This window comes from Paenibacillus tyrphae (assembly GCF_027925525.1).
Classification (GTDB): Bacteria; Bacillota; Bacilli; order Paenibacillales; family NBRC-103111; genus Paenibacillus_G; species Paenibacillus_G tyrfis_B.
In genome coordinates this window covers 1-18,284 of the sequence record NZ_BSDJ01000013.1, presented here as the reverse complement: position 1 = coordinate 18,284, position 18,284 = coordinate 1, and the positions used below count along the sequence as shown (strand labels likewise).

15 protein-coding genes are annotated in these 18,284 nt (G+C 56.4%); 8 read left to right on the top strand and 7 right to left on the bottom strand.

The features are described from left to right. The first annotated feature begins 62 nt into the window (after nt 1-62). From QMG93_RS17350 to QMG93_RS17330, 5 genes are read left to right on the top strand one after another with little or no spacing between them, the layout of a single operon-like run. Nucleotides 63-791, top strand: a complete 729-nt coding sequence (locus tag QMG93_RS17350; protein ID WP_281938581.1) for an ABC transporter ATP-binding protein — start codon at nt 63-65, stop codon at nt 789-791. Further along, on the top strand, nt 788-1,579 hold the full coding sequence (locus QMG93_RS17345) for an ABC transporter permease (RefSeq protein ID WP_281938579.1): 792 nt from the start codon (nt 788-790) through the stop codon (nt 1,577-1,579). The genes QMG93_RS17350 and QMG93_RS17345 overlap by 4 nt, the downstream gene beginning before the upstream one ends. Before the next feature lie 17 nt (nt 1,580-1,596). Beyond that, nucleotides 1,597-2,361: an ABC transporter permease gene (locus tag QMG93_RS17340; protein ID WP_281938577.1), complete on the top strand. Its 765-nt coding sequence runs from the start codon at nt 1,597-1,599 to the stop codon at nt 2,359-2,361. Nucleotides 2,362-2,380: 19 nt separating this feature from the next. After that, nucleotides 2,381-3,151, top strand: coding sequence for an ABC transporter ATP-binding protein (locus QMG93_RS17335; protein ID WP_281938576.1), 771 nt, complete (start codon nt 2,381-2,383; stop codon nt 3,149-3,151). After that, complete coding sequence (locus QMG93_RS17330) at nt 3,126-5,045, top strand: FtsX-like permease family protein (RefSeq protein ID WP_281938574.1); 1,920 nt, start codon at nt 3,126-3,128, stop codon at nt 5,043-5,045. Before QMG93_RS17335 ends, QMG93_RS17330 begins: the two co-directional genes overlap by 26 nt. A gap of 62 nt (nt 5,046-5,107) precedes the next feature. On the opposite strand, the gene QMG93_RS17325 is transcribed toward QMG93_RS17330, so the two are convergent. The 7 genes from QMG93_RS17325 to QMG93_RS17295 all read right to left on the bottom strand — a co-directional run bounded on the left by QMG93_RS17325 (nt 5,108) and on the right by QMG93_RS17295 (nt 15,581). Continuing rightward, nucleotides 5,108-5,428, bottom strand: a complete 321-nt coding sequence (locus QMG93_RS17325; RefSeq protein ID WP_281938572.1) for an SCP2 sterol-binding domain-containing protein — start codon at nt 5,426-5,428, stop codon at nt 5,108-5,110. Nucleotides 5,429-5,478: 50 nt separating this feature from the next. Further along, nucleotides 5,479-5,904, bottom strand: a complete 426-nt coding sequence (locus tag QMG93_RS17320) for a PaaI family thioesterase (protein WP_281938570.1) — start codon at nt 5,902-5,904, stop codon at nt 5,479-5,481. Nucleotides 5,905-5,937: 33 nt separating this feature from the next. Continuing rightward, on the bottom strand, nt 5,938-7,635 hold the full coding sequence (locus tag QMG93_RS17315; protein WP_281938568.1) for an AMP-binding protein: 1,698 nt from the start codon (nt 7,633-7,635) through the stop codon (nt 5,938-5,940). Between the two features lie 16 nt (nt 7,636-7,651). After that, a complete protein-coding gene (locus QMG93_RS17310) occupies nt 7,652-9,433 on the bottom strand; it encodes an acyl-CoA dehydrogenase family protein (protein WP_281938566.1) in 1,782 nt (593 codons plus the stop codon). A gap of 193 nt (nt 9,434-9,626) precedes the next feature. Continuing rightward, nucleotides 9,627-10,811 carry an acetyl-CoA C-acyltransferase gene (locus QMG93_RS17305; protein ID WP_054973874.1) on the bottom strand — a complete coding sequence of 395 codons (1,185 nt, stop codon included), beginning with the start codon at nt 10,809-10,811 and terminating at the stop codon, nt 9,627-9,629. Between the two features lie 23 nt (nt 10,812-10,834). Beyond that, the gene (locus QMG93_RS17300; protein WP_281938563.1) at nt 10,835-13,231 is read right to left on the bottom strand and encodes a 3-hydroxyacyl-CoA dehydrogenase/enoyl-CoA hydratase family protein; all 2,397 of its coding nucleotides are present in this window, start codon (nt 13,229-13,231) and stop codon (nt 10,835-10,837) included. A gap of 169 nt (nt 13,232-13,400) precedes the next feature. Then, on the bottom strand, nt 13,401-15,581 hold the full coding sequence (locus QMG93_RS17295; protein ID WP_413789303.1) for a heterodisulfide reductase-related iron-sulfur binding cluster: 2,181 nt from the start codon (nt 15,579-15,581) through the stop codon (nt 13,401-13,403). Nucleotides 15,582-15,777: 196 nt separating this feature from the next. Between QMG93_RS17295 and QMG93_RS17290 the strand changes: the two genes are divergently transcribed. From QMG93_RS17290 to QMG93_RS17280, 3 genes are read left to right on the top strand one after another with little or no spacing between them, the layout of a single operon-like run. Continuing rightward, on the top strand, nt 15,778-16,362 hold the full coding sequence (locus tag QMG93_RS17290) for a TetR/AcrR family transcriptional regulator (RefSeq protein ID WP_216794544.1): 585 nt from the start codon (nt 15,778-15,780) through the stop codon (nt 16,360-16,362). Nucleotides 16,363-16,408: 46 nt separating this feature from the next. Further along, nucleotides 16,409-17,176: an electron transfer flavoprotein subunit beta/FixA family protein gene (locus QMG93_RS17285; RefSeq protein WP_281938557.1), complete on the top strand. Its 768-nt coding sequence runs from the start codon at nt 16,409-16,411 to the stop codon at nt 17,174-17,176. Between the two features lie 21 nt (nt 17,177-17,197). Then, nucleotides 17,198-18,175, top strand: a complete 978-nt coding sequence (locus QMG93_RS17280) for an electron transfer flavoprotein subunit alpha/FixB family protein (RefSeq protein WP_281938555.1) — start codon at nt 17,198-17,200, stop codon at nt 18,173-18,175. The last annotated feature ends 109 nt before the right edge of the window (nt 18,176-18,284 follow it).

Here is an 18,284-nt window from a genome sequence, read left to right as displayed (position 1 = left end):
GCAGGACGACTCCTTCTCCTGTACATTAGGGAGGCATAAGAACATGTCAGGAGGAACCGACGATGGGCAGCCCTATTCTAGAAGTGGATCGAATCACCAAAAACATCGGCCAGCGCAACGTGATCACTGAATGCTCCTTTACGCTCGAAAAAGGAAAAATATACGGGTTTATCGGACCGAACGGAGCCGGAAAAACGACGATGATGCGCATGATGACAGGTCTCATCCGGCCGACAACCGGTCACATCCGCATCGATTCGTTCGATGTGCAGACGCGGCGCGTGCAGGCCATGTCCAAAGTCGGCGCGATTATCGAATCCCCGGTCTTTTTCGAATATATGACGGGCAGACAGGTGCTGCGCAATTTATCGCGTCTGCACCCGGATATAACCTCTTCCGACAGAGAACCGCATATCGAGCGGCTGTTGCACACGGTAGGGCTTTCAGGCCGGGGCGACGACCGGGTAAAAGCCTACTCGCTCGGGATGAAGCAGCGACTCGGGATCGCCCAATCCTTGCTTGGCAGCCCGGAGCTTTTGCTGCTGGACGAGCCGTCGAACGGTCTTGATCCTATGGGCATGCGGGAGCTGCGCGATCTTATCGTCCGCTTGCGCGATTCGGCGAATTACGCATTCTTCATATCCAGCCATCTGCTTGACGAGCTCCAGCGAATGTGCGACGAGCTTATTATCATTCGGGAAGGGTCCATTCTTTGGAAGGGGCCGACCGAGCAATTGGTCGCGAACGGGCAGCGGCTGGAGGACGCCTTTATGGAGCTGATGTATTCATGAGGCCATTGATCTACAGTGAGTTTACCCGATTGTGGAGCCAAAGGTGGCTCTGGTTAGTCGTCCTCGCCGCTCCCTTCCTTGCCTATTTGCAAGGGAGCTATTTGTTATGGATAAGCTCGTTAGGCAGCAGCATATCTTCCGTCTTGTTTCTTTTTCAAGGGCTTCGCGAAATGCTGTTTTTGCCGTGCAATATTGCCGTCGCAGCGCTTGCGGCTGCCGTCTATACGGAACCGTTTCGAAGCGGGCAGCTGCGCCTTCTATTTTTACGCCGGTTTTCCAGAGGGCAAATCTTTTTTAGCAAGCTGTTCGTCCTCCAAGCCTCCATTCTGATTCTGCTGATCGTTTTGGGAATCTCCTTGGCGGCGGTCGGCATGCTTCGCTTTCCGCAAGAGGAAGCCGGCCGGTTCTGGCCCTTGATCGGCTACGCGGTTGTGTACTATCTGCTCGCATACGCCACTCTGGCCGGAATTAGCTGCCTCTTCTCTTTTATCGCGATGTACAGCAGGAATGTGACGATTGCCCTGGGTGTATGCATGACGTATATTTTGGTATCGCTCTTGTTTGACGGCCTGTATTTGAAAGTCGCTTCGTTGTTTGCGGCCTGGCCCTATGTGCGCGACCTGCTCGCTTATATATGGATTCCCTACATGCAGCATACCGGATTAAACGAAGCATTATCCGGGAACGCGTCCGTAATTTGGGCCATTCCCACCCTATTGCTATTGCATGCGGTGATATGCAGCGCCATCGCTTATCGCCGCTTTGTCGCAGAGGATTATATGTATTAAACTAAGGAGGATATCGCATGTTCGGATTATGGCTGAGCGAAATGGAACGAATCTGGAAACGAAAACAGATGCTCGTTCTTGGCGGTATTTATTGGCTGCTATGGATCTTCAATACGAGTATGCTGTACAGCAGCGGATGGGGCGATTACCGGTTCGGAGGGCGCGAGCTGCTGCATGACTTAAATACGCCGTGGTTCGCGATGGAAGGGATCTCGCTGCTGCTCGTTCTGGCGATTTTCCCGATCCTGTTCGTGGACCATTTGGGCGGCGAGATCTTTTCGGGAGCGTACCGGCTCTACATGCTGCGGGCCTACAGCCGTTTTCAGCTCTGGCTTGCAAAGCTGCTGGCGCTGGCTTCGACGGTTCTGATTTTTGTCGGAGTCACCTGCTTCATCTCGATCATTTGCGCCCGCCTGTTCTTTCCGCATAGCGAAACTTTCATAAAATACGGGGCGACTGAGCCCGTAGGCTCGGCGGAGGCCTTGTGGTACACCGTGGCGTTTTACTTGCTGTTTGCGCTCGTCTGTCTGGCGAAGCTTCTGATGTGCAGCATGGTATGCCAGTTCGTACCCCGGCCGCTGGTCGCTTTTATCGTGCTCTTCGTCGGTTCGATAGCCATGATCTATGCGGTCAATGAGCTCTCGATTTATTTCGACCCGTTTTACCCAATCGTTAGAGCGCTCAGTCCGGACGGTTCGCCGAAATTTTGGTTTTATTTGCTCGGGTCGATGGCTGCTTTTGCGGCAGTCAGCCTACTGCGATGGCAGAGAAAAATCGTTTAAGTCAAGGGGATCGTATGAAATGAGCATGGTTTACGTAAACGGACTAAACAAAACATACCCGGGCCATATCGCCACACAGGCCCTCACCGACATTCACCTGACGATTGAAAAAGGGGAATTCGTCGGCATTATGGGACCTTCCGGCAGCGGAAAAACGACACTACTCCATATGGTATCGACCATAGACACGCCAAGCTCAGGGACAGTTCTGATAAACAGCACCGACCCTTATCAAATGAAGAGAGACGAATTGGCGGTATTCCGGCGAAGACAGCTCGGATTCGTCTTTCAGGATTTTAACCTGCTCGACACATTGACGATTGCGGAAAATATCGTGCTGCCCCTGACGCTCGACAATAAGCCGCTCGCCGAGATGGAAGCCAGACTGCAGCAGGTCGCCGGCCGGCTAAACCTTAGTGAATTTTTGAACAAACGACCCTACGAAATTTCGGGTGGCCAGCGCCAGCGGACCGCCATAGCCCGGGCAATTGTCACGTCTCCGGCGCTGCTGCTTGCCGACGAGCCTACGGGGTCGCTCGACTCTAACGCCTCCCGCATCGTCATGGAATCGTTGGAAAGCATTAACTGTCACGAGCGGACCACCATCATGCTCGTGACGCACGACCCGGTTGCCGCCAGCTACTGCAGCCGGATCGTCTTTATTAAGGACGGGCGGCTGGCGGCCGAAATTCACCAGGGTGACAATCGGCAAACGTTTTTTCAAAAAATCATCGACACGCTGTCCTTCTGGGGAGGTCATACGCATGAGCTTTCCTCAATTCGCGTTTAATAATGTCAAGCGCAACGTGCGGGCTTACTTCGCCTATTTTCTAAGCAGTGCCTTTATGGTGATGATTTTTTTCTCGTTCGCCGTCTTCGTCTACCATCCCGACATCGAGCAGCTTCCGATGGGACCGCTCAAGCGTGCGGTTCTGCAAATTTCCGAAGGGGTCATCTTCGTCTTCGCCATCTTCTTCGTGCTGTATTCGATCGGCATGTTTTTGAAATCCCGCCAGCGGGAATTCGGACTGCTGCTTCTGTTGGGCGCTACATCAAGCCAGATCAACCGGCTCGTCTTTATGGAAAACATGCTGATCGGCGCCGGTTCCATCGTCACCGGGATCGCCGGGGGACTGCTTCTGTCCAAGCTGTTCCTGCTGTGCGGCACCAAGATGATGGAGATCCCGGAGCTTCCTTTTTATTGGCCTGCAGGTGCGATATGGCTTACCACCGTTTCTTTTTTGCTGCTGTTCACGGGCATCTCGCTGTTTACTTTATTTTTCATCCGCAAAAGAAACGTCGCGGAGCTGCTGCAAGGCAGTCATCAACCGAAAAAAGAGCCGAGAGCTTCGCTCTTCCTCACGCTCATTGGGGTAACGCTGCTTGTCGTCGGCTTCCTGACGCTTTATGGGGGAAAGCTGTCTCCCAAGCTCGTCCTCCTTGCAGCGGCGACAGGGATCGCGGCCACCTACTTTTTTTATTCTCAGCTCTCGGTGCTCGTCATCCGTCTGTTGAAGCGAAGCCGCAAGGCTTTATGGCGAGGGACGAACCTGCTCTGGGTATCGGAATTGGCGTATAAGATGAAAGATAACGCGCGGATTTTGTTTCTCGTCACGGTAGTCACCTCCATCGCCAGTATGAGCGCAAGCTTTGTGCTGGCCGTTGGCGAAACGAATCGGAAGGAATACGAAAACAATCCTTTTGCCATCGAATACTACAGCTTCGACGAGCGGCATACGGAACAAGAGTTGGCGATAATTAACGAACTGCTGGACGGGGAGGGAGTGTCTTACCGGTCTGTTAAGGTGGAGAACCTTTACCGGCGAACGGTTCACGACGCGGTTCCTTCCGTCGAAATCATCGCCGCAAGCCGCTTCAACCGGCTAGCGGCTGCGATGAATCTCCCGGAAGCGGCGCCGGATAACGGCGAAGCCATCCTGATAAGCGGCCCGGCCCAACCGTCGCACGGCCATATGACACCGGGGGACAAAATCACGCTCGATTCCGGTCATACGGTGTCCGTTACGAAAGTTTTCGAACGCGAAGCTTTACCGTTCATGAGCTGGGCAAGTATTGTGGTCGTAAATGACAATTCGTATCGCACGATACAAGGGGAAGCCAAGAGCAGCGTCCTTTTTGTATACCATGTGCCGGAGTGGAATAACGGAGCTCCGCCCGCGACGGACAGTCCCGAGGCCGTCATCGGAGCCAAGCTGAAGGAACGGCTGCAACAAAATCGTGAGCCGCATGGAAGCTCAAACTCTTTTTCCATCCGGATCTGGAGCTATCTAAGCTTAAAGCAGGCGACGGCCTTATTCAGCTTCATCGGGATTTTCATCGCCTTCCTGTTCTCCGTATCGTCCGCCAGTTTTCTGTATTTTAAGCTGCATACCGAGCTTGCTGCAGACAGCAAAATGTATCATGCGCTTTCCAAGATCGGACTGAGCGCTTCGGAGATGCGAACATCGGCCACGCTGCAGATCGGCTTGCTGTTCTTTATTCCTATCGTGATTTCCACCGTGCAGACGCTGATCGTGATGCGGCCCGTTCTCAACACAATGTACGTTTATTTCGTATACAAGCCCGTTCTCATTGTCTCGGCAGCGTTTCTGGGCGCCCAGACTGTATATTTTTTTCTGGTCCGCTCCCGCTATTTGCACCGTTTGAAAAAAATGATGGTTTGACGAATGCCGGACAAACGAACGAAAGCCGCCTCCCGGTAAAAAAGCCGGGGGCGGCTGCCGATTCAATACGCCTTCAAAATTTCCTGGAGTTTCAAAGCCAAGCCTACACGCCCGTCCACTTTGAGCGAGCCGAGCATGAACGCCATCGTCGTGTTCAAATCGTTGCGCAGCAGCTTAACGAAATTAGACGCCGACAGCTTGAGCGTGCAGTCGGCCGGATGGGGCGTTCCTTCCAACACTTCGACGGTGCCGGAATCGAAGTGGACCTGAAACGGCTCGTTTTCGTCCAGATCGAACTGATACACGTAATGAAGCGGCCGGATCGGTTCCGGATTCGCCTGCATCCGTTCTACCAACTCCTGTAAGCTTTCCTTGACCGTCATTTGTCGTCCTCCTCTCCTTCCTCCCAAATGATAATCCATGCCATCCCGGTTTATTGGGTCCCCCGCCATTCGACGATGCGGAACGTTCCGGTGCCGAAGGCGCAGAGCTGCCCTTCTTCGTTATACACATGCCCTTGCGCGGTGATCGTACGTCCCGAGCTGTGAATGATCTCGGCGGTGACTTTCATCTCCCCCTTGGCGATCGGGGCCATATAATGCAGATTCAGGTTCGTCGTGACGACGTTCTCGTTCGGCTTCGCAGCCATGGCGACAAGCCCCATGACGGAGTCGAGCAGCGTTGCATGGACACCGCCGTGCACAATGCCGATCAGATTATGATGATGCGGCTGGATGCTCAGCGATACGACCGCCCGATCCGGAGCGAACGTATCGATCCGGGCTCCGATATGTTCCCAGAACGATCCGCGTGCCGCTTGTTCCAGGCGTTTGATAAATGCCGATACTTGATTGTCCATACCAGGCCCTCCCGGAAATAAAATGTAAGCGTCCTAGCCGTTTTTCTTGAGCTTCTCCGCTTCTTCCTCCGCCAGCTTGTGGCGAAGCACTTTCCCGACCATCGTTTTCGGCAAGCTGTCCCGGAACTCGTACTGCTTCGGCACCTTGTACGCCGCAAGCCGCTCCTTGCACCAAGCCTTGAACGCATCGGCATCGCCCTTCGCCCCCGGCTTCAGCACGATATATGCCTTGACCGTTTCTCCGCGGTAGGTGTCGATGATTCCTGCGACGACCGCCTCCTCGACATCGGGATGCTCGTACAATACTTCTTCGACCTCGCGCGGATAAATATTGTAACCGCTCGCAATAATCATGTCCTTGCGCCGGTCCAAAATGTAAAAATACCCTTCCTCGTCCATCCGGGCCAAGTCGCCCGTATAGAGCCAGCCATCCTTCAATATTTTCGCGGTTTCCTCCGGCTTGTTCCAATAGCCCTTCATAACTTGCGGGCCGCGGACCGTCAGCTCACCGATTTCGCCGACCCGCATTTCCTCGCCCGTCTCCGGGTTCACGATCCGGGCATCTGTATCGGGGAACGGAATCCCGATCGAGCCCAGCTTGCGCTTCTCCCAAATGTTGTTGGCATGCGTCACGGGAGACGCTTCGGTCAAGCCGTACCCTTCGATCAGCTTGCCGCCCGTAATCGATTCGAACGATTCCTGCACTTCGAGCGGCAAAGAGGCCGAGCCGCTGATACAGAACCGGATGGACGACAAGTCGAAACGCTTGATGTTCTGATGATGGATGAGCGAAATATACATCGTCGGCGCGCCGGGAAAAACAGTCGGCTTCAGCTTATCGATCGTTTGCAGCACTTGATTCACCTCGTAGCGGGGAATCAAAATCAAAGTGCCTGCCGTATACACGGCTTGATTCAGCAGCACCGTCATCCCGAACACATGAAAAAAAGGCAGGACCGCCAAATACGTTTCTTTCGCAATCTGCGAGCGGTACGACCAAAGCCTGCTTTGCATCGTATTGGCGATCAGATTCGTGTGCGTCAGCATGACGCCCTTCGGAATACCGGTCGTGCCGCCGGTATATTGAAGCAGCGCCAGATCGCGGTCGGCATCAACATTCGCCTCGTGCGGCGTTGCCGTCACCTGCTCCAGCAGCTCCATAAACGAAGCAACGCCGTTTCCGTAGACAACATCTCGTTTCAAATTGTCTTTTTTGGCCTTTAACGGATAAAGCACGTTCTTGGGAAAAGGAAGATAGTCTTTGATGGAAGTAACGATCACATGCTTGATCCCGGTCAGCGGAACCACCTTCGCAACGCGCTCGTACAGCAGATCGAGCGTGACGATCACATGGGCGCCGGAGTCCTTCATCTGGTACTCCAGCTCGCGCGGCATATACATCGGATTGGTCATGACGACGATGCCGCCCATGAGCAGTGTCCCGTAATAGGCGATCACCGCCTGCGGGCAATTGGGCAGCATCACCGCGACCCGGTCCCCCCTGCGAACGCCCAGATTCGCAAGGGCGTTCGCAAAGCGGTAAGCGGAATGAAGCAATTGACGATACGTTATTTTTTTACCCAAAAAGTATAAGGCCGTATGGTTCGGATAGTCCGAAGCCGTTTGTACCAAAAAATGCGCTAAGTTTTGCTTCGGGTATTCGCAGGTCGATGGCACTTCGACAGGATAATGTCTTAACCATGGCTTGTCGGACAAGTTCGACCACCCCATTTGTCAGGTTTCAAGCTTAAACTACGTATTTTTCGGCTTCGATGACGCGGGAAGCGATCTCGCGCTTGATCTCGATCGCATTGATCGGGGTTTTGCGGGTCAGTTTTTTCAGGACGGACAATTGGGTGCGCAGCATGTCGCCGGATTCCATCGCGGCCAACGCTTCTTTCGCCCATTCCTCAATCCGCGCGAACGATTCGTGGACGAATACGGTCGTCATGTCCGTGGCGTTCAGGGCTTTGCCTTCGCCGCCTGTGGCGATCTGCTTCTTCGTACGCAGCAGCGCGCTTTCCATGGCGAAGACGGAAATCATGATGTCGGCCAGATGGCTCAAAATTTCCTGCTCCTGGTCCAGCTTCGTTTGATATTTTTGCACCGCTTGCGCACCGACCATAAGAAATATTTTTTTCGCCATAGCCAGCAAATGGTTCTCCTGCTCCAGCGTTCCTTCGAACGTCTGCCCCGGCACCAGCGACAGCAGCTCGGACTGCAGGCCCATCGCTTTTTGCATCAAAGGCAGCTCCCCTTTCATGGCGCGCTTGATCAGCGTTCCGGGGATCAGAAGCCGGTTAATTTCGTTCGTGCCTTCGAAAATGCGGTTAATGCGGGAATCCCGGTAAATGCGCTCGATCCGGTATTCCTGAGTAAACCCGTAGCCGCCGTGAATTTGCACGCCCTCGTCGGCCACGAAGTCCAGCGTTTCGGAGCCGAATACTTTGTTGATCGAGCATTCGAGCGCATACTCGGTGATCGCTTTGGCCGATTGCTGCCCGACGTTGGCGCTGCCGTGATCGACTTCGCTCAAACCTTCGTCGAACAAGCCCGCGGTCCGGTACGCCATGCTTTCCAGCACGTACGTGCGGATGTTCATGTCGGCCAGCTTGGCTCCGATGAGCGGGAAGGACGAAATTTTGCGTCCGAATTGCGTCCGCTCGTTGGCGTACTTCGCCGAAAGCTCAATCGCATCCTTGGCGGCTCCGACGCAGCCTGCGGCAAGCTTGAAGCGACCGATGTTCAGGATGTTGAAGGCGATCAAGTGGCCCTTGCCAACCTCCCACAGCAGGTTCTCCACCGGCACCTTCACGTCTTCCAGAATGAGCGGGCACGTGGACGAGCCTTTGATACCCATTTTCTTTTCTTCCGGCCCGATGCTCACGCCTTCCATCGTCCGTTCGACGATGAACGTGCTGAAGTCGGTTCCGTTCACTTTGGCGTACACGATGAACACGTCGGCAAAGCCGGCGTTCGTAATAAACTGCTTCGTACCATTAAGAATATAATGGGTGCCGTCCTCGGACAAGACCGCTGTCGCTTTTGCGCCCAATGCATCGGAGCCGGAGGAAGGCTCGGTCAGGCAGTAAGCTGCGACTTTCTGGCCGGTCGCAAGCAGCGGCAAATATTTTTTCTTCTGTGCTTCGGTGCCGAAATAAACGATCGGCAGCGTGCCGATTCCGACGTGCGCGCCCACGGTCAGCGCGAAGGCGGAAGCCTTGGTCAGCCGCTCGTTGATCAGCGTCGAGCTGACCTTGTCTAGGCCGAGCCCGCCGTACGCTTCCGGCACGTCGGCACCGAGCAGGCCGAGCTCCCCGGCCTTGCGCAGCATTTTCACGGACAGCTCGTAATCGAGCTTCTCGATCTCTTCGTCGTGCGGAGCGATGTCGCCGGCGACGAAGTCTTCCGTCGTCTGCGCGATCATGCGATGCTCTTCCGTAAAGTCCTCCGGGGTCACGACCCGGGTAAAATCGATATCTTCGATAATAAAGCTTCCGCCGACCACTTTGCTCATCATTTTGCTCATGTCCGAATCTCTCCTTCGTTTATTTGAATATGGTGAAAATAGGCTGCACGAGCGGATCATTCTTCCGATAGCTGTTGTCCCCGGATTCTTTGATTACATAAACCCATTTAGTGGTTAGAATCCGGGGACAAAGGCTACCGCTGACGCTTCTCCAGAATGATTCCGCTCCCTCCGCCATTTTTCACTTGGTTGTTTAACCTGCATGAACCTCGAACACACCGGCCGCGCCCATGCCGCCGCCGATGCACATCGAGACGACACCGATGCCGCCGCCCCGACGGCGCAACTCGTGAATCAGCGTCGTAGTCAGCTTCGTGCCCGTGCATCCGAGCGGATGACCAAGCGCGATCGCGCCGCCGTTCACATTGACCTTCTCTTCGTCCAAGCCAAGCTCGCGAATGATATGCACGCATTGGGACGCGAACGCCTCGTTGATTTCAAACAAATCGACATCGCCGATCGAAAGGCCGGCCATCCGGAGCGCTTTCGGAATCGCCTCCACCGGCCCGACACCCATAATTTCCGGGTCGACCCCAGCCAGTGCGAACGAACGGAACGTCGCAAGCGGCTTCAAGCCGAGCGCTTCCGCGCGCTCCTTGCTCATCAGCACGGCTGCGGCTGCACCGTCGCTCATCTGCGACGAGTTGCCCGCCGTCACCGTGCCGTTCAGCTTGAAGGACGGCTTCAGCTTGCCCAGCACCTGGGCCGTCGTATCGGCGCGGACGCCCTCGTCGGTATCGAACGCGAACGACTCGCTCTTGACCTTCCCGCTGTCGTCCACCTGCGTCCATTGTGTCTGCAGCGGAACGATTTCGTCGCGGAATTTCCCGTCGCGGATCGCAGCCGCCGCTTTTTCGTGGGAACGCGCGGAGAACCGGTCCTGATCCTCACGGGAAATGCCGAACCGATCGGCGACATTTTCGGCCGTATGGCCCATGCCAATATAGACCTCCGGCATTTGTTCCACGATCTTCGGATTCGGCGACAGCTTGAATCCGGTCATCGGCACGTGGCTCATGCTCTCGACGCCGCCGGCAACGATCACGTCGGACGAACCGAGCATAATCCGTTCCGCCGCAAAGGCGATCGATTGCAGGCCGGACGAGCAAAAACGGTTGATCGTGAGCGCCGGCACAGTCACCGGAAAACCGGCATAGAGCGACATGATGCGGGCAAAGTTAAGCCCCTGCTCCCCTTCCGGCATCGCGCAGCCGATGATGATATCTTCGACATCCTCTTTTTTCAGACCGGGCGCCCGCTCCACGGCGGCTTCGAGCACGGCCTTGCCCATATCCTCCGCACGCGTTTGGGCCAAACGGCCTTTTTTCGCTTTGCCGACCGCGGTGCGGGCGACCGATACGATTACAGCTTCTCTCATGGGTTTCACCTCTCCCGGGAATATTAATTGCGCAGCGCTTTGCCTTTGGACAGCATGTGCTGCATGCGCTGCTGCGTTTTCGGCTCGCCGCACAAGCTCAGGAACGCCTCGCGCTCCAGATCGAGCAGGTACTGCTCCGTCACCAGCGAGCCTGCAGGCACATCGCCGCCGGCCAGCACGTGCGCCAGCTTATTGGCAATCTTCACATCGTGATCGCTGATATAGCCGCTCTGCCGCATCGAATAAGCGCCGAGCTGCATCACCGCTTTGCCTTCGGCTCCGGCGACACGGATTTTTTCTTCGCGAATCGGCTCGTAGCCACCTTGCACCATGCGCAGAACGGACTGCTTCGCTTCGTGAATCAAGTGGTCCTGATTGATGACGATCCGGTCCGTCGGCTGGAACAGCCCCAGCTTGAACGCATCGTTGCCGCTGGCCGATACCTTCGCCGTGCCGATCGTCTCGAACGCCTGATTCAAGTATGGCTGCAGATCGGCGTCCGGATGCGCGGCATGCTGGCTCGCGCGAAGCGCCATCTCCTTGCAGCCGCCCCCGGCCGGAATCAAGCCGACACCGACTTCCACCAAGCCGAAATACGTCTCCGCCGCAGCGACGATCTGATCCGCCGGCATGCACGCCTCCACGCCGCCGCCAAGCGCCATCCGGTGCGGCGCCGCCACGACCGGTTTTTCGAACCGCTTGACTTTGTACATCGTGTTCTGGAACAAGCGAATGATGCTGTCGATTTCGTCCCATTCCTCGTCCTGCGCTTCCATGAGCAAAATCATCAGATTCGCGCCAACGCAGAAGTTCCGTCCCTGGTTGGCGATGACGAGCCCGTCGTAGTTGCTCCGCACTTCGTCCAAGCTTTGCTGGATCATCGTCAGAATGTCCGCCCCGATCGCATTGTTCGGCGAATGGAATTCGAGGCACGCAACCCCGTCGCCAAGATCGATGAGGCTTGCGCCGCTATTGGATTTCACGACGCGGTTCTGCTCCTTCAGGCTGCGCAGCGAGATGACCTCCGGCGCCGCTTCCAGCTCCTTATAGTGCCCGCCGTGCACATAGAACGTGGCGCCGTCCTGCTTCTTGTAGAACGACGTATTGCCCTGTGCGATCCATTCCTTCACCCAGCCGGGAACGGCCGTGCCTTCCGCTTCCATCCGCTCGACCGACCGGACCAGTCCGATGGCGTCCCACGTTTCGAACGGACCGAGCTCCCAGCCGAAGCCCCATTTCATCGCTTCGTCGATTTCGCGGATCGAATCGGCAATTTCGCCGAGCTTGGCGGCCGAGTACACGAGCACCTTCTTCAAAATGTTCCACGCCAGCTCGGAGTAACGGTCGCCCGCTCCGAGCAGCGCCTTCGTCTTCTCCCGCGCGCCCTTCGCCAGCTTCGCCGCTTCCAGCGAAGCGGAGGCTGCTTTTTTCTGCGGCGCATAGTCCATGGTCGAGAAGTCGAGCGACAAAATTTCGGTGCCGTTCGGCCCTTTTTTCTTCAAATAAAAGCCTTGTCCCGACTTCTCGCCGAGCCAGCCTTTGTCCACCATGCCGCGCAGAACGGGCGATTCGGCAAACACGGCCTTCTCGGCTTCGTCCAAGACGTTCTCGTATACGTTATTCGCCACATGCACGAACGTGTCGAGTCCGACCAGATCGAGCGTGCGGAACGTTGCGCTTTTCGGGCGGCCGAGTGCCGGACCTGTCACGGCGTCCACCTCTTCGACACGGTACCCTTTCTCCTGCATTTCCTGCAGGGTGACGAGCAGGCCGTACGTGCCGATGCGGTTGGCGATGAAGTTCGGCGTATCTTTAGCCAGGACGACGCCTTTGCCGAGGCGGTTCTCGCAGAACTGCTTCATGCCGCTGACGATCGCCGGGTCGGTATGCTCGCCCGGAATCACCTCGAGCAGCTTCATATAACGCGGAGGATTGAAAAAGTGCGTGCCGAGAAAATGACGCTTGAACGCTTCGCCGCAATCGGCGGACATCGCATTGATCGAAATGCCGGACGTATTCGAGCTGACGACGGTGCCTTCTTTCCAGTGCGCTTCAATCTTGCTAAGAAGCTGCTTCTTGGCGTCCAAATTTTCGACGATCACTTCGATGACCCAGTCGACGTCCGCGATTTGCGCCAAATGATCCTCCAGATTGCCCGGCGTGATGCGCCCCGCGAAAGTATCGTCGTACAGCGGTGCAGGCTTCGTCTTTTTCAGCTTGGCTATCGCTTGAACAGCCAATCGGCTGCGCACGGCAGGATGCTCCAAGGTGAGCCCTTTGGCCGCTTCCTCTTCCGTCAGCTGCTTCGGAACGATGTCGAGCAACAGGCAGGGAATTCCAGCGTTCGCCAGATGGGCGGCAATGCCGGAGCCCATGACACCCGACCCGATGACGGCTGCTTTGCGTATCGATCTCATCATGATATTGCTTACCTCCCAATACGTTTTTGATATAAATTGCTTAACCAAACATGTGAGTAAAAAGCATTCGGCGGCGTCTTGCAACCGGGCAGGCGAATCTCATTGCGTAACTATCGGCGCCCGCCGTCCCCGCCAAGCATTCGCCTCACAGGGACGGCAGGGGCCGGTTTTACGATCCGCCCACGCCGATTGCATCGTTCGCCGGTTGTATATGGGATTCGCCGAATACGGATTGCTCCAGTATTTCGGCGATATCTCTCGCCTTGACGCGGTCTTCCGCTTCCTTCATCTTCGTACCGTCCTCCATCATCGTCAGACAGTACGGGCACGCGCTGCTGATGACCGTCGGGTTCGTTTCGAGCGCCTGCTCGGTCCGCGCCAGATTGACGCGCTTGCCCGACGTTTCCTCCATCCACATCATGCCGCCGCCCGCTCCGCAGCACATCCCGTTCTCGCGGGTGCGCTCCATCTCGACGAGCTCGACACCGGGGATCGCGCGCAGCACGTTGCGGGGCTGCTCGTAAACGTTGTTGTAGCGGCCCAGGTAACACGAATCGTGATACGTGATCCGCTCGTTCACCGCATGGCGCGGCGTCAGCTTGCCCGACCGGATAAGCCGGTCCAGCAGCTCCGTATGGTGGAGCACCTCCACGCCCTCCAGCCCGAAGTCCGGGTACTCGTTTTTGAGCGTGTTGTACGTATGCGGACAAGCGGTGACGATTTTTTTGACGCCATATTTCTCGAAAACGGCGATATTTTCCGCACACAGCTGCTGGAACAGCATTTCGTTGCCAAGCCTGCGCGGCGTGTCGCCGGAATTTTTCTCCTCGTTGCCGAGAATCGCGAAGCTGACACCGGCCTCGTGAAGCAGCCGGACAAACGCCCGCGATACTTTGCGGCTGCGCAGATCGTAGGAGCCCATCGAGCCGACGAAGAACAAGTACTCGAAATCCGGATTTTCCTTGACCGTCGGCACCGCGATGCCGTCGATCTCGCCGGTCCACTTCACCCGGTCGCTGCGGCTGAGTCCCCACGGGTTGCCCTGCCGCTCGATATTTTGCATCGCGCGCTGGCCCTCGTGCGGCATGCTGCCCTGCATCAAAACAAGATGCCGGCGCAGATCGATAATTTTGTCCACGTGCTCGTTGCCGACCGGGCATTGGTCTTCGCAGTTGCGGCACGTCGTACAGGACCAAATCTCGTCCTCCGTCATCACGTCGCCGATCAGCTCCGCTTCCTCAGCGGGCTTCTCCCGTACCTTCCATGCGTTCTGCTGCCATGCCAGCGTCGGACGAATGTCGGTGATCCCTTCGGTCTCCCACCGGACGCCCGGCTCGGCCGCCGCCTCCATCGAATGGGCCCCTGCCGCGGAGAACGCGAACTCCGGCACCCATGGGGACTTGGACGTCACCGCGGTGCCTTTTTCCGTCAGATGATCGCGCAGCTTGACGATCAGGTGCATCGGCGATAGCGTCTTGCCGGTGTTCGAGGCCGGACAAGCGTTTGTGCATCGCCCGCACTCGACGCAGGCATAGAAATCGAGCATCTGCTTTTGCGTGAAATCCTCGATCTTGCCGACGCCGAACGACTCGGCTTCTTCGTCTTCCAGGTCCAGCTTTTTCAATCGTCCTACCGGCTCCTTGCGGCGGAACCATATATTGATAGGCGCGGTCAAAATATGAAAATGCTTCGATTGCGGCACGTACACGAGAAATGCCAGCAGGATCAGCAGGTGGAGCCACCAGCATACATAGAACAGTACAGCCGCCGTCTGGCCGGATATGCCTTCGAACGCCGCCGCAATCGCGGAGGAGATCGGAGCGTAGGCCGCGCTCGTATGCGAGCCAAGCCATAGCCGCTCGAAGGCGAGCGACAGCAGCACGGACAGCATCAAGCCGAAAATAAAGAAGACGACGATGCTCGGCTTCCAGCCCTTTTTCAGGCGGGGCAGGTTCTCCACATAGCGCCGGTAGACCGCGTACCCCATCGCCACGAGGATCGAGAATACCGTAATTTCCTGCAGCAGACCGAAGACGGCGTACCCGGGGAACGATACGCTTGCCCCTCCCCGCAGCCCCTTCACGATCAGATCCAGAGCGCCGAACTGCAGGATGATGAAGCCGTAAAAAATAACGACGTGCATGATTCCGCTTTTTTTGTCCTTCAGCAGCTTCTTCTGGCCGAAGATCTCGGCCATAAACTCGCCCAGCCGCTCCTTGCCCTGCTGCCGGAAGTCTACGGGCTGTCCGAGCTTCATGTATGCGTAGCGGTGAGACACGGCTTTCCAAAACAGGCGGATTGCGTATGCTGTTACAGCAAGAAAGGCGAGCAGATTCACGATGAGCCACATCATTTGTTACATCCATCCTTTCCGTCCGATTAGGTCCAAGCTGTGGCAGGCTTGTTTGAAAGCGATAACATTAGGCCCCCATAAAAATCTTATGAGCAAAACACATTGACAAGTAGCAGCGTTTCTCATAAGATGAAATTGAAATGAATGAATGCTCATTCAGTTTCTGACTGAATAATAACATGGTGGTGATTGGATGGCAAGCAAAAAAATGGAGAAGTACAATTTGATACTGGATGCGGCGCTGAAAGTCATCGCCGAAAACGGCTATCACAACGCGCAGGTTTCCCGGATTGCCAAGGAAGCCGGCGTAGCAGACGGAACGATCTATTTATATTTTAAAAACAAGGAAGACATTCTTATTTCTCTCTTCCAAAAAAAATTGGGCGACCTGGTCGGTCAATTTCACAGCAGCATCAACGAGACGGACTCCGCAGACGAAGCGCTTCGCAAAATTTGCGAGATCCACTACACGATGCTGGAGAAAAACGTCGATCTGGCGTTCGTCACCCAAATCGAGCTGCGCCAAAGCTCGCTGGAGCTGCGCAAGGAAATCGGCCTTGTCGTCAAGACGTATATCGAGCTGATCGAAAAGGTGCTGCGCCAAGGGATTGAAGAAGGCATCTTCCGGGCCAACCTGGATGTCAAGCTGACGCGCCTGCTCGTGTTCGGCTCCATGGACGAGGTAGTCACTTCATGGTTGATCGCCGGCCGCAAATATTCGCTCGCGGCGCAGGTCGAAAAAACCGTAGAGTTTTTCATACAAGGGTTGAAGGCTTAATACGTTAATTATTGTCTTTATTTTGTATGGGAGGAGCATTGGACTTATGAACATTTATGTACTGATGAAGCAAACGTTCGATACGGAGGAGAAAATCGTCATCCGTGACGGCGAGGTATCCGAGGATGGAGCGAAATTCGTCATCAATCCGTACGACGAATATGCCGTAGAGGAAGCGATCCGGCTGAAGGAAGAGCATGGCGGCAGCATTGTCGTCGTCTCGATCGGCCCGGATCGCTGCGCCGAAGCGCTGCGGACCGCGCTGGCGATGGGCGCGGACGAAGCTGTGCTGATCTCGGACGAGCGCATCGCCGGCGACGAGTACGCCGTATCCAAGGCGCTCGCCGCTTACCTCGGGAAGCAATCGTACGATCTCGTGCTCGGCGGCAATTTCTCCGTCGATCACGGCGCAGGACAGGTCGCGATCCGCGTCGCCCACCTGCTGAACATTCCGCACGTATCGTCCATCGTGAAACTGGAGCTGAACGGCGACCGGGCGACGGCGCAGCGCGACGCCGAAGGGGATACCGAGACGCTGGAGGTCGCGCTGCCTGCCCTGTTCACGGCGCAGCAAGGCTTGAACGAGCCCCGCTATCCTTCCTTGCCAGGCATCATGAAAGCGAAGAAAAAGCCGTTCCAGCAGCTGACGCTGGATGACTTGGGCTTAACCGAAGCGGATATCGCCCCGAAGACGGCGCGCGACACCCTCTCGCTCCCGCCGGAGCGCAAAGCGGGACAAGTGCTGAAGGGTGATCCGCAGCAACAAGTCGCGCAGCTCGTTCATCTGCTTCGTACGGAAGCCAAAGCGCTTTAATGCCAAAGGGAGGGAATCGATATGAGCAAAACCTATGTGATCTTTGCGGAAATCCGGGGCGGCAAGCTCCGTCAAGTTACCTTCGAAACGATTCAAGCGGCACGGCTGGTCAAAGACGACGGCGACCGGATCGTGGCGGCGCTTCTCGGCCACGGACTGTCCGCGTTCGCCCAGGAGTTGTCCGGCTACGGCGTCGATCAAGTCGTGTCCGTCGACCATGCGGAGCTCGCTCACTATAATCCGGAGACGTATTTCTCAGCACTGGCGGGCATTCTTGACACGGCGAATCCGCACGCCGTTCTGTTCGGCCATACTGCGATCGGCCGCGACTTGGCCCCCAAAATCGCCGCTCACTTGCAGGCGGGACAAATTTCCGACGTCATCGCGCTGGAGAAGACGGGCGACGGCCTTTCCTTTACGCGTCCGCTCTACGCGGGCAAAGCGTTCGAGAAGAAGCGATTTACCCAAGGTCCGATGGTCATCACGATCCGGCCGAATAACGTGCCTGCCGCCGAAGCCGTCTCCGGCTCGCAAGCGGAAATGGCCTCTACTCCCTTCTCCCCCGCTGCCGACCTGCGTTCCGTCGTGAAGGACGTCGTGCACAAAGCGTCGGGGAAGGTCGATCTGACGGAAGCAAAAATCGTGATATCCGGCGGCCGGGGTGTGAAGAGCGCCGACGGGTTCCGCACGCTCGAGCCGCTGGCCGAAGCGTTGAACGCCGCCGTCGGCGCCTCCCGCGGCGCTTGCGACGCAGGCTACTGCGACTACGCGCTGCAGATCGGACAGACCGGCAAAGTGGTGACGCCGGAGGTCTATATCGCCTGCGGCATCAGCGGCGCCATTCAGCACTTGGCCGGGATGAGCCAGTCGCGCGTCATTATCGCGATCAATAAAGACCCGGAAGCGCCGATCTTCAAAATCGCCGATTACGGCATCGTCGGCGATCTGTTCGAGATCGTCCCGCTGCTTACCCAAGAGTTCAAGAAAGTGCTGGCTTAAAACGCCACGCCCAGCCCCAGCCCTCTACCCCAAAAAATGCAAGCCCCTTAACCTGAAATACGGTCAAGGGGCTTCAAGCTTTGAGGACCTGGAAATTAAAATCTCAGCC

What these genes read in the sequence shown, in the direction of transcription:
- QMG93_RS17350 (WP_281938581.1), top strand. Translation starts at nt 63, where the DNA reads ATGGGCAGCCCTATTCTAGAAGTGGATCGAATCACCAAAAACATCGGC.
- QMG93_RS17345 (WP_281938579.1), top strand. Translation starts at nt 788, where the DNA reads ATGAGGCCATTGATCTACAGTGAGTTTACCCGATTGTGGAGCCAAAGG.
- QMG93_RS17340 (WP_281938577.1), top strand. Translation starts at nt 1,597, where the DNA reads ATGTTCGGATTATGGCTGAGCGAAATGGAACGAATCTGGAAACGAAAA.
- QMG93_RS17335 (WP_281938576.1), top strand. Translation starts at nt 2,381, where the DNA reads ATGAGCATGGTTTACGTAAACGGACTAAACAAAACATACCCGGGCCAT.
- QMG93_RS17330 (WP_281938574.1), top strand. Translation starts at nt 3,126, where the DNA reads ATGAGCTTTCCTCAATTCGCGTTTAATAATGTCAAGCGCAACGTGCGG.
- QMG93_RS17325 (WP_281938572.1), bottom strand. Translation starts at nt 5,428, where the DNA reads ATGACGGTCAAGGAAAGCTTACAGGAGTTGGTAGAACGGATGCAGGCG.
- QMG93_RS17320 (WP_281938570.1), bottom strand. Translation starts at nt 5,904, where the DNA reads ATGGACAATCAAGTATCGGCATTTATCAAACGCCTGGAACAAGCGGCA.
- QMG93_RS17315 (WP_281938568.1), bottom strand. Translation starts at nt 7,635, where the DNA reads ATGGGGTGGTCGAACTTGTCCGACAAGCCATGGTTAAGACATTATCCT.
- QMG93_RS17310 (WP_281938566.1), bottom strand. Translation starts at nt 9,433, where the DNA reads ATGAGCAAAATGATGAGCAAAGTGGTCGGCGGAAGCTTTATTATCGAA.
- QMG93_RS17305 (WP_054973874.1), bottom strand. Translation starts at nt 10,811, where the DNA reads ATGAGAGAAGCTGTAATCGTATCGGTCGCCCGCACCGCGGTCGGCAAA.
- QMG93_RS17300 (WP_281938563.1), bottom strand. Translation starts at nt 13,231, where the DNA reads ATGATGAGATCGATACGCAAAGCAGCCGTCATCGGGTCGGGTGTCATG.
- QMG93_RS17295 (WP_413789303.1), bottom strand. Translation starts at nt 15,581, where the DNA reads ATGTGGCTCATCGTGAATCTGCTCGCCTTTCTTGCTGTAACAGCATAC.
- QMG93_RS17290 (WP_216794544.1), top strand. Translation starts at nt 15,778, where the DNA reads ATGGCAAGCAAAAAAATGGAGAAGTACAATTTGATACTGGATGCGGCG.
- QMG93_RS17285 (WP_281938557.1), top strand. Translation starts at nt 16,409, where the DNA reads ATGAACATTTATGTACTGATGAAGCAAACGTTCGATACGGAGGAGAAA.
- QMG93_RS17280 (WP_281938555.1), top strand. Translation starts at nt 17,198, where the DNA reads ATGAGCAAAACCTATGTGATCTTTGCGGAAATCCGGGGCGGCAAGCTC.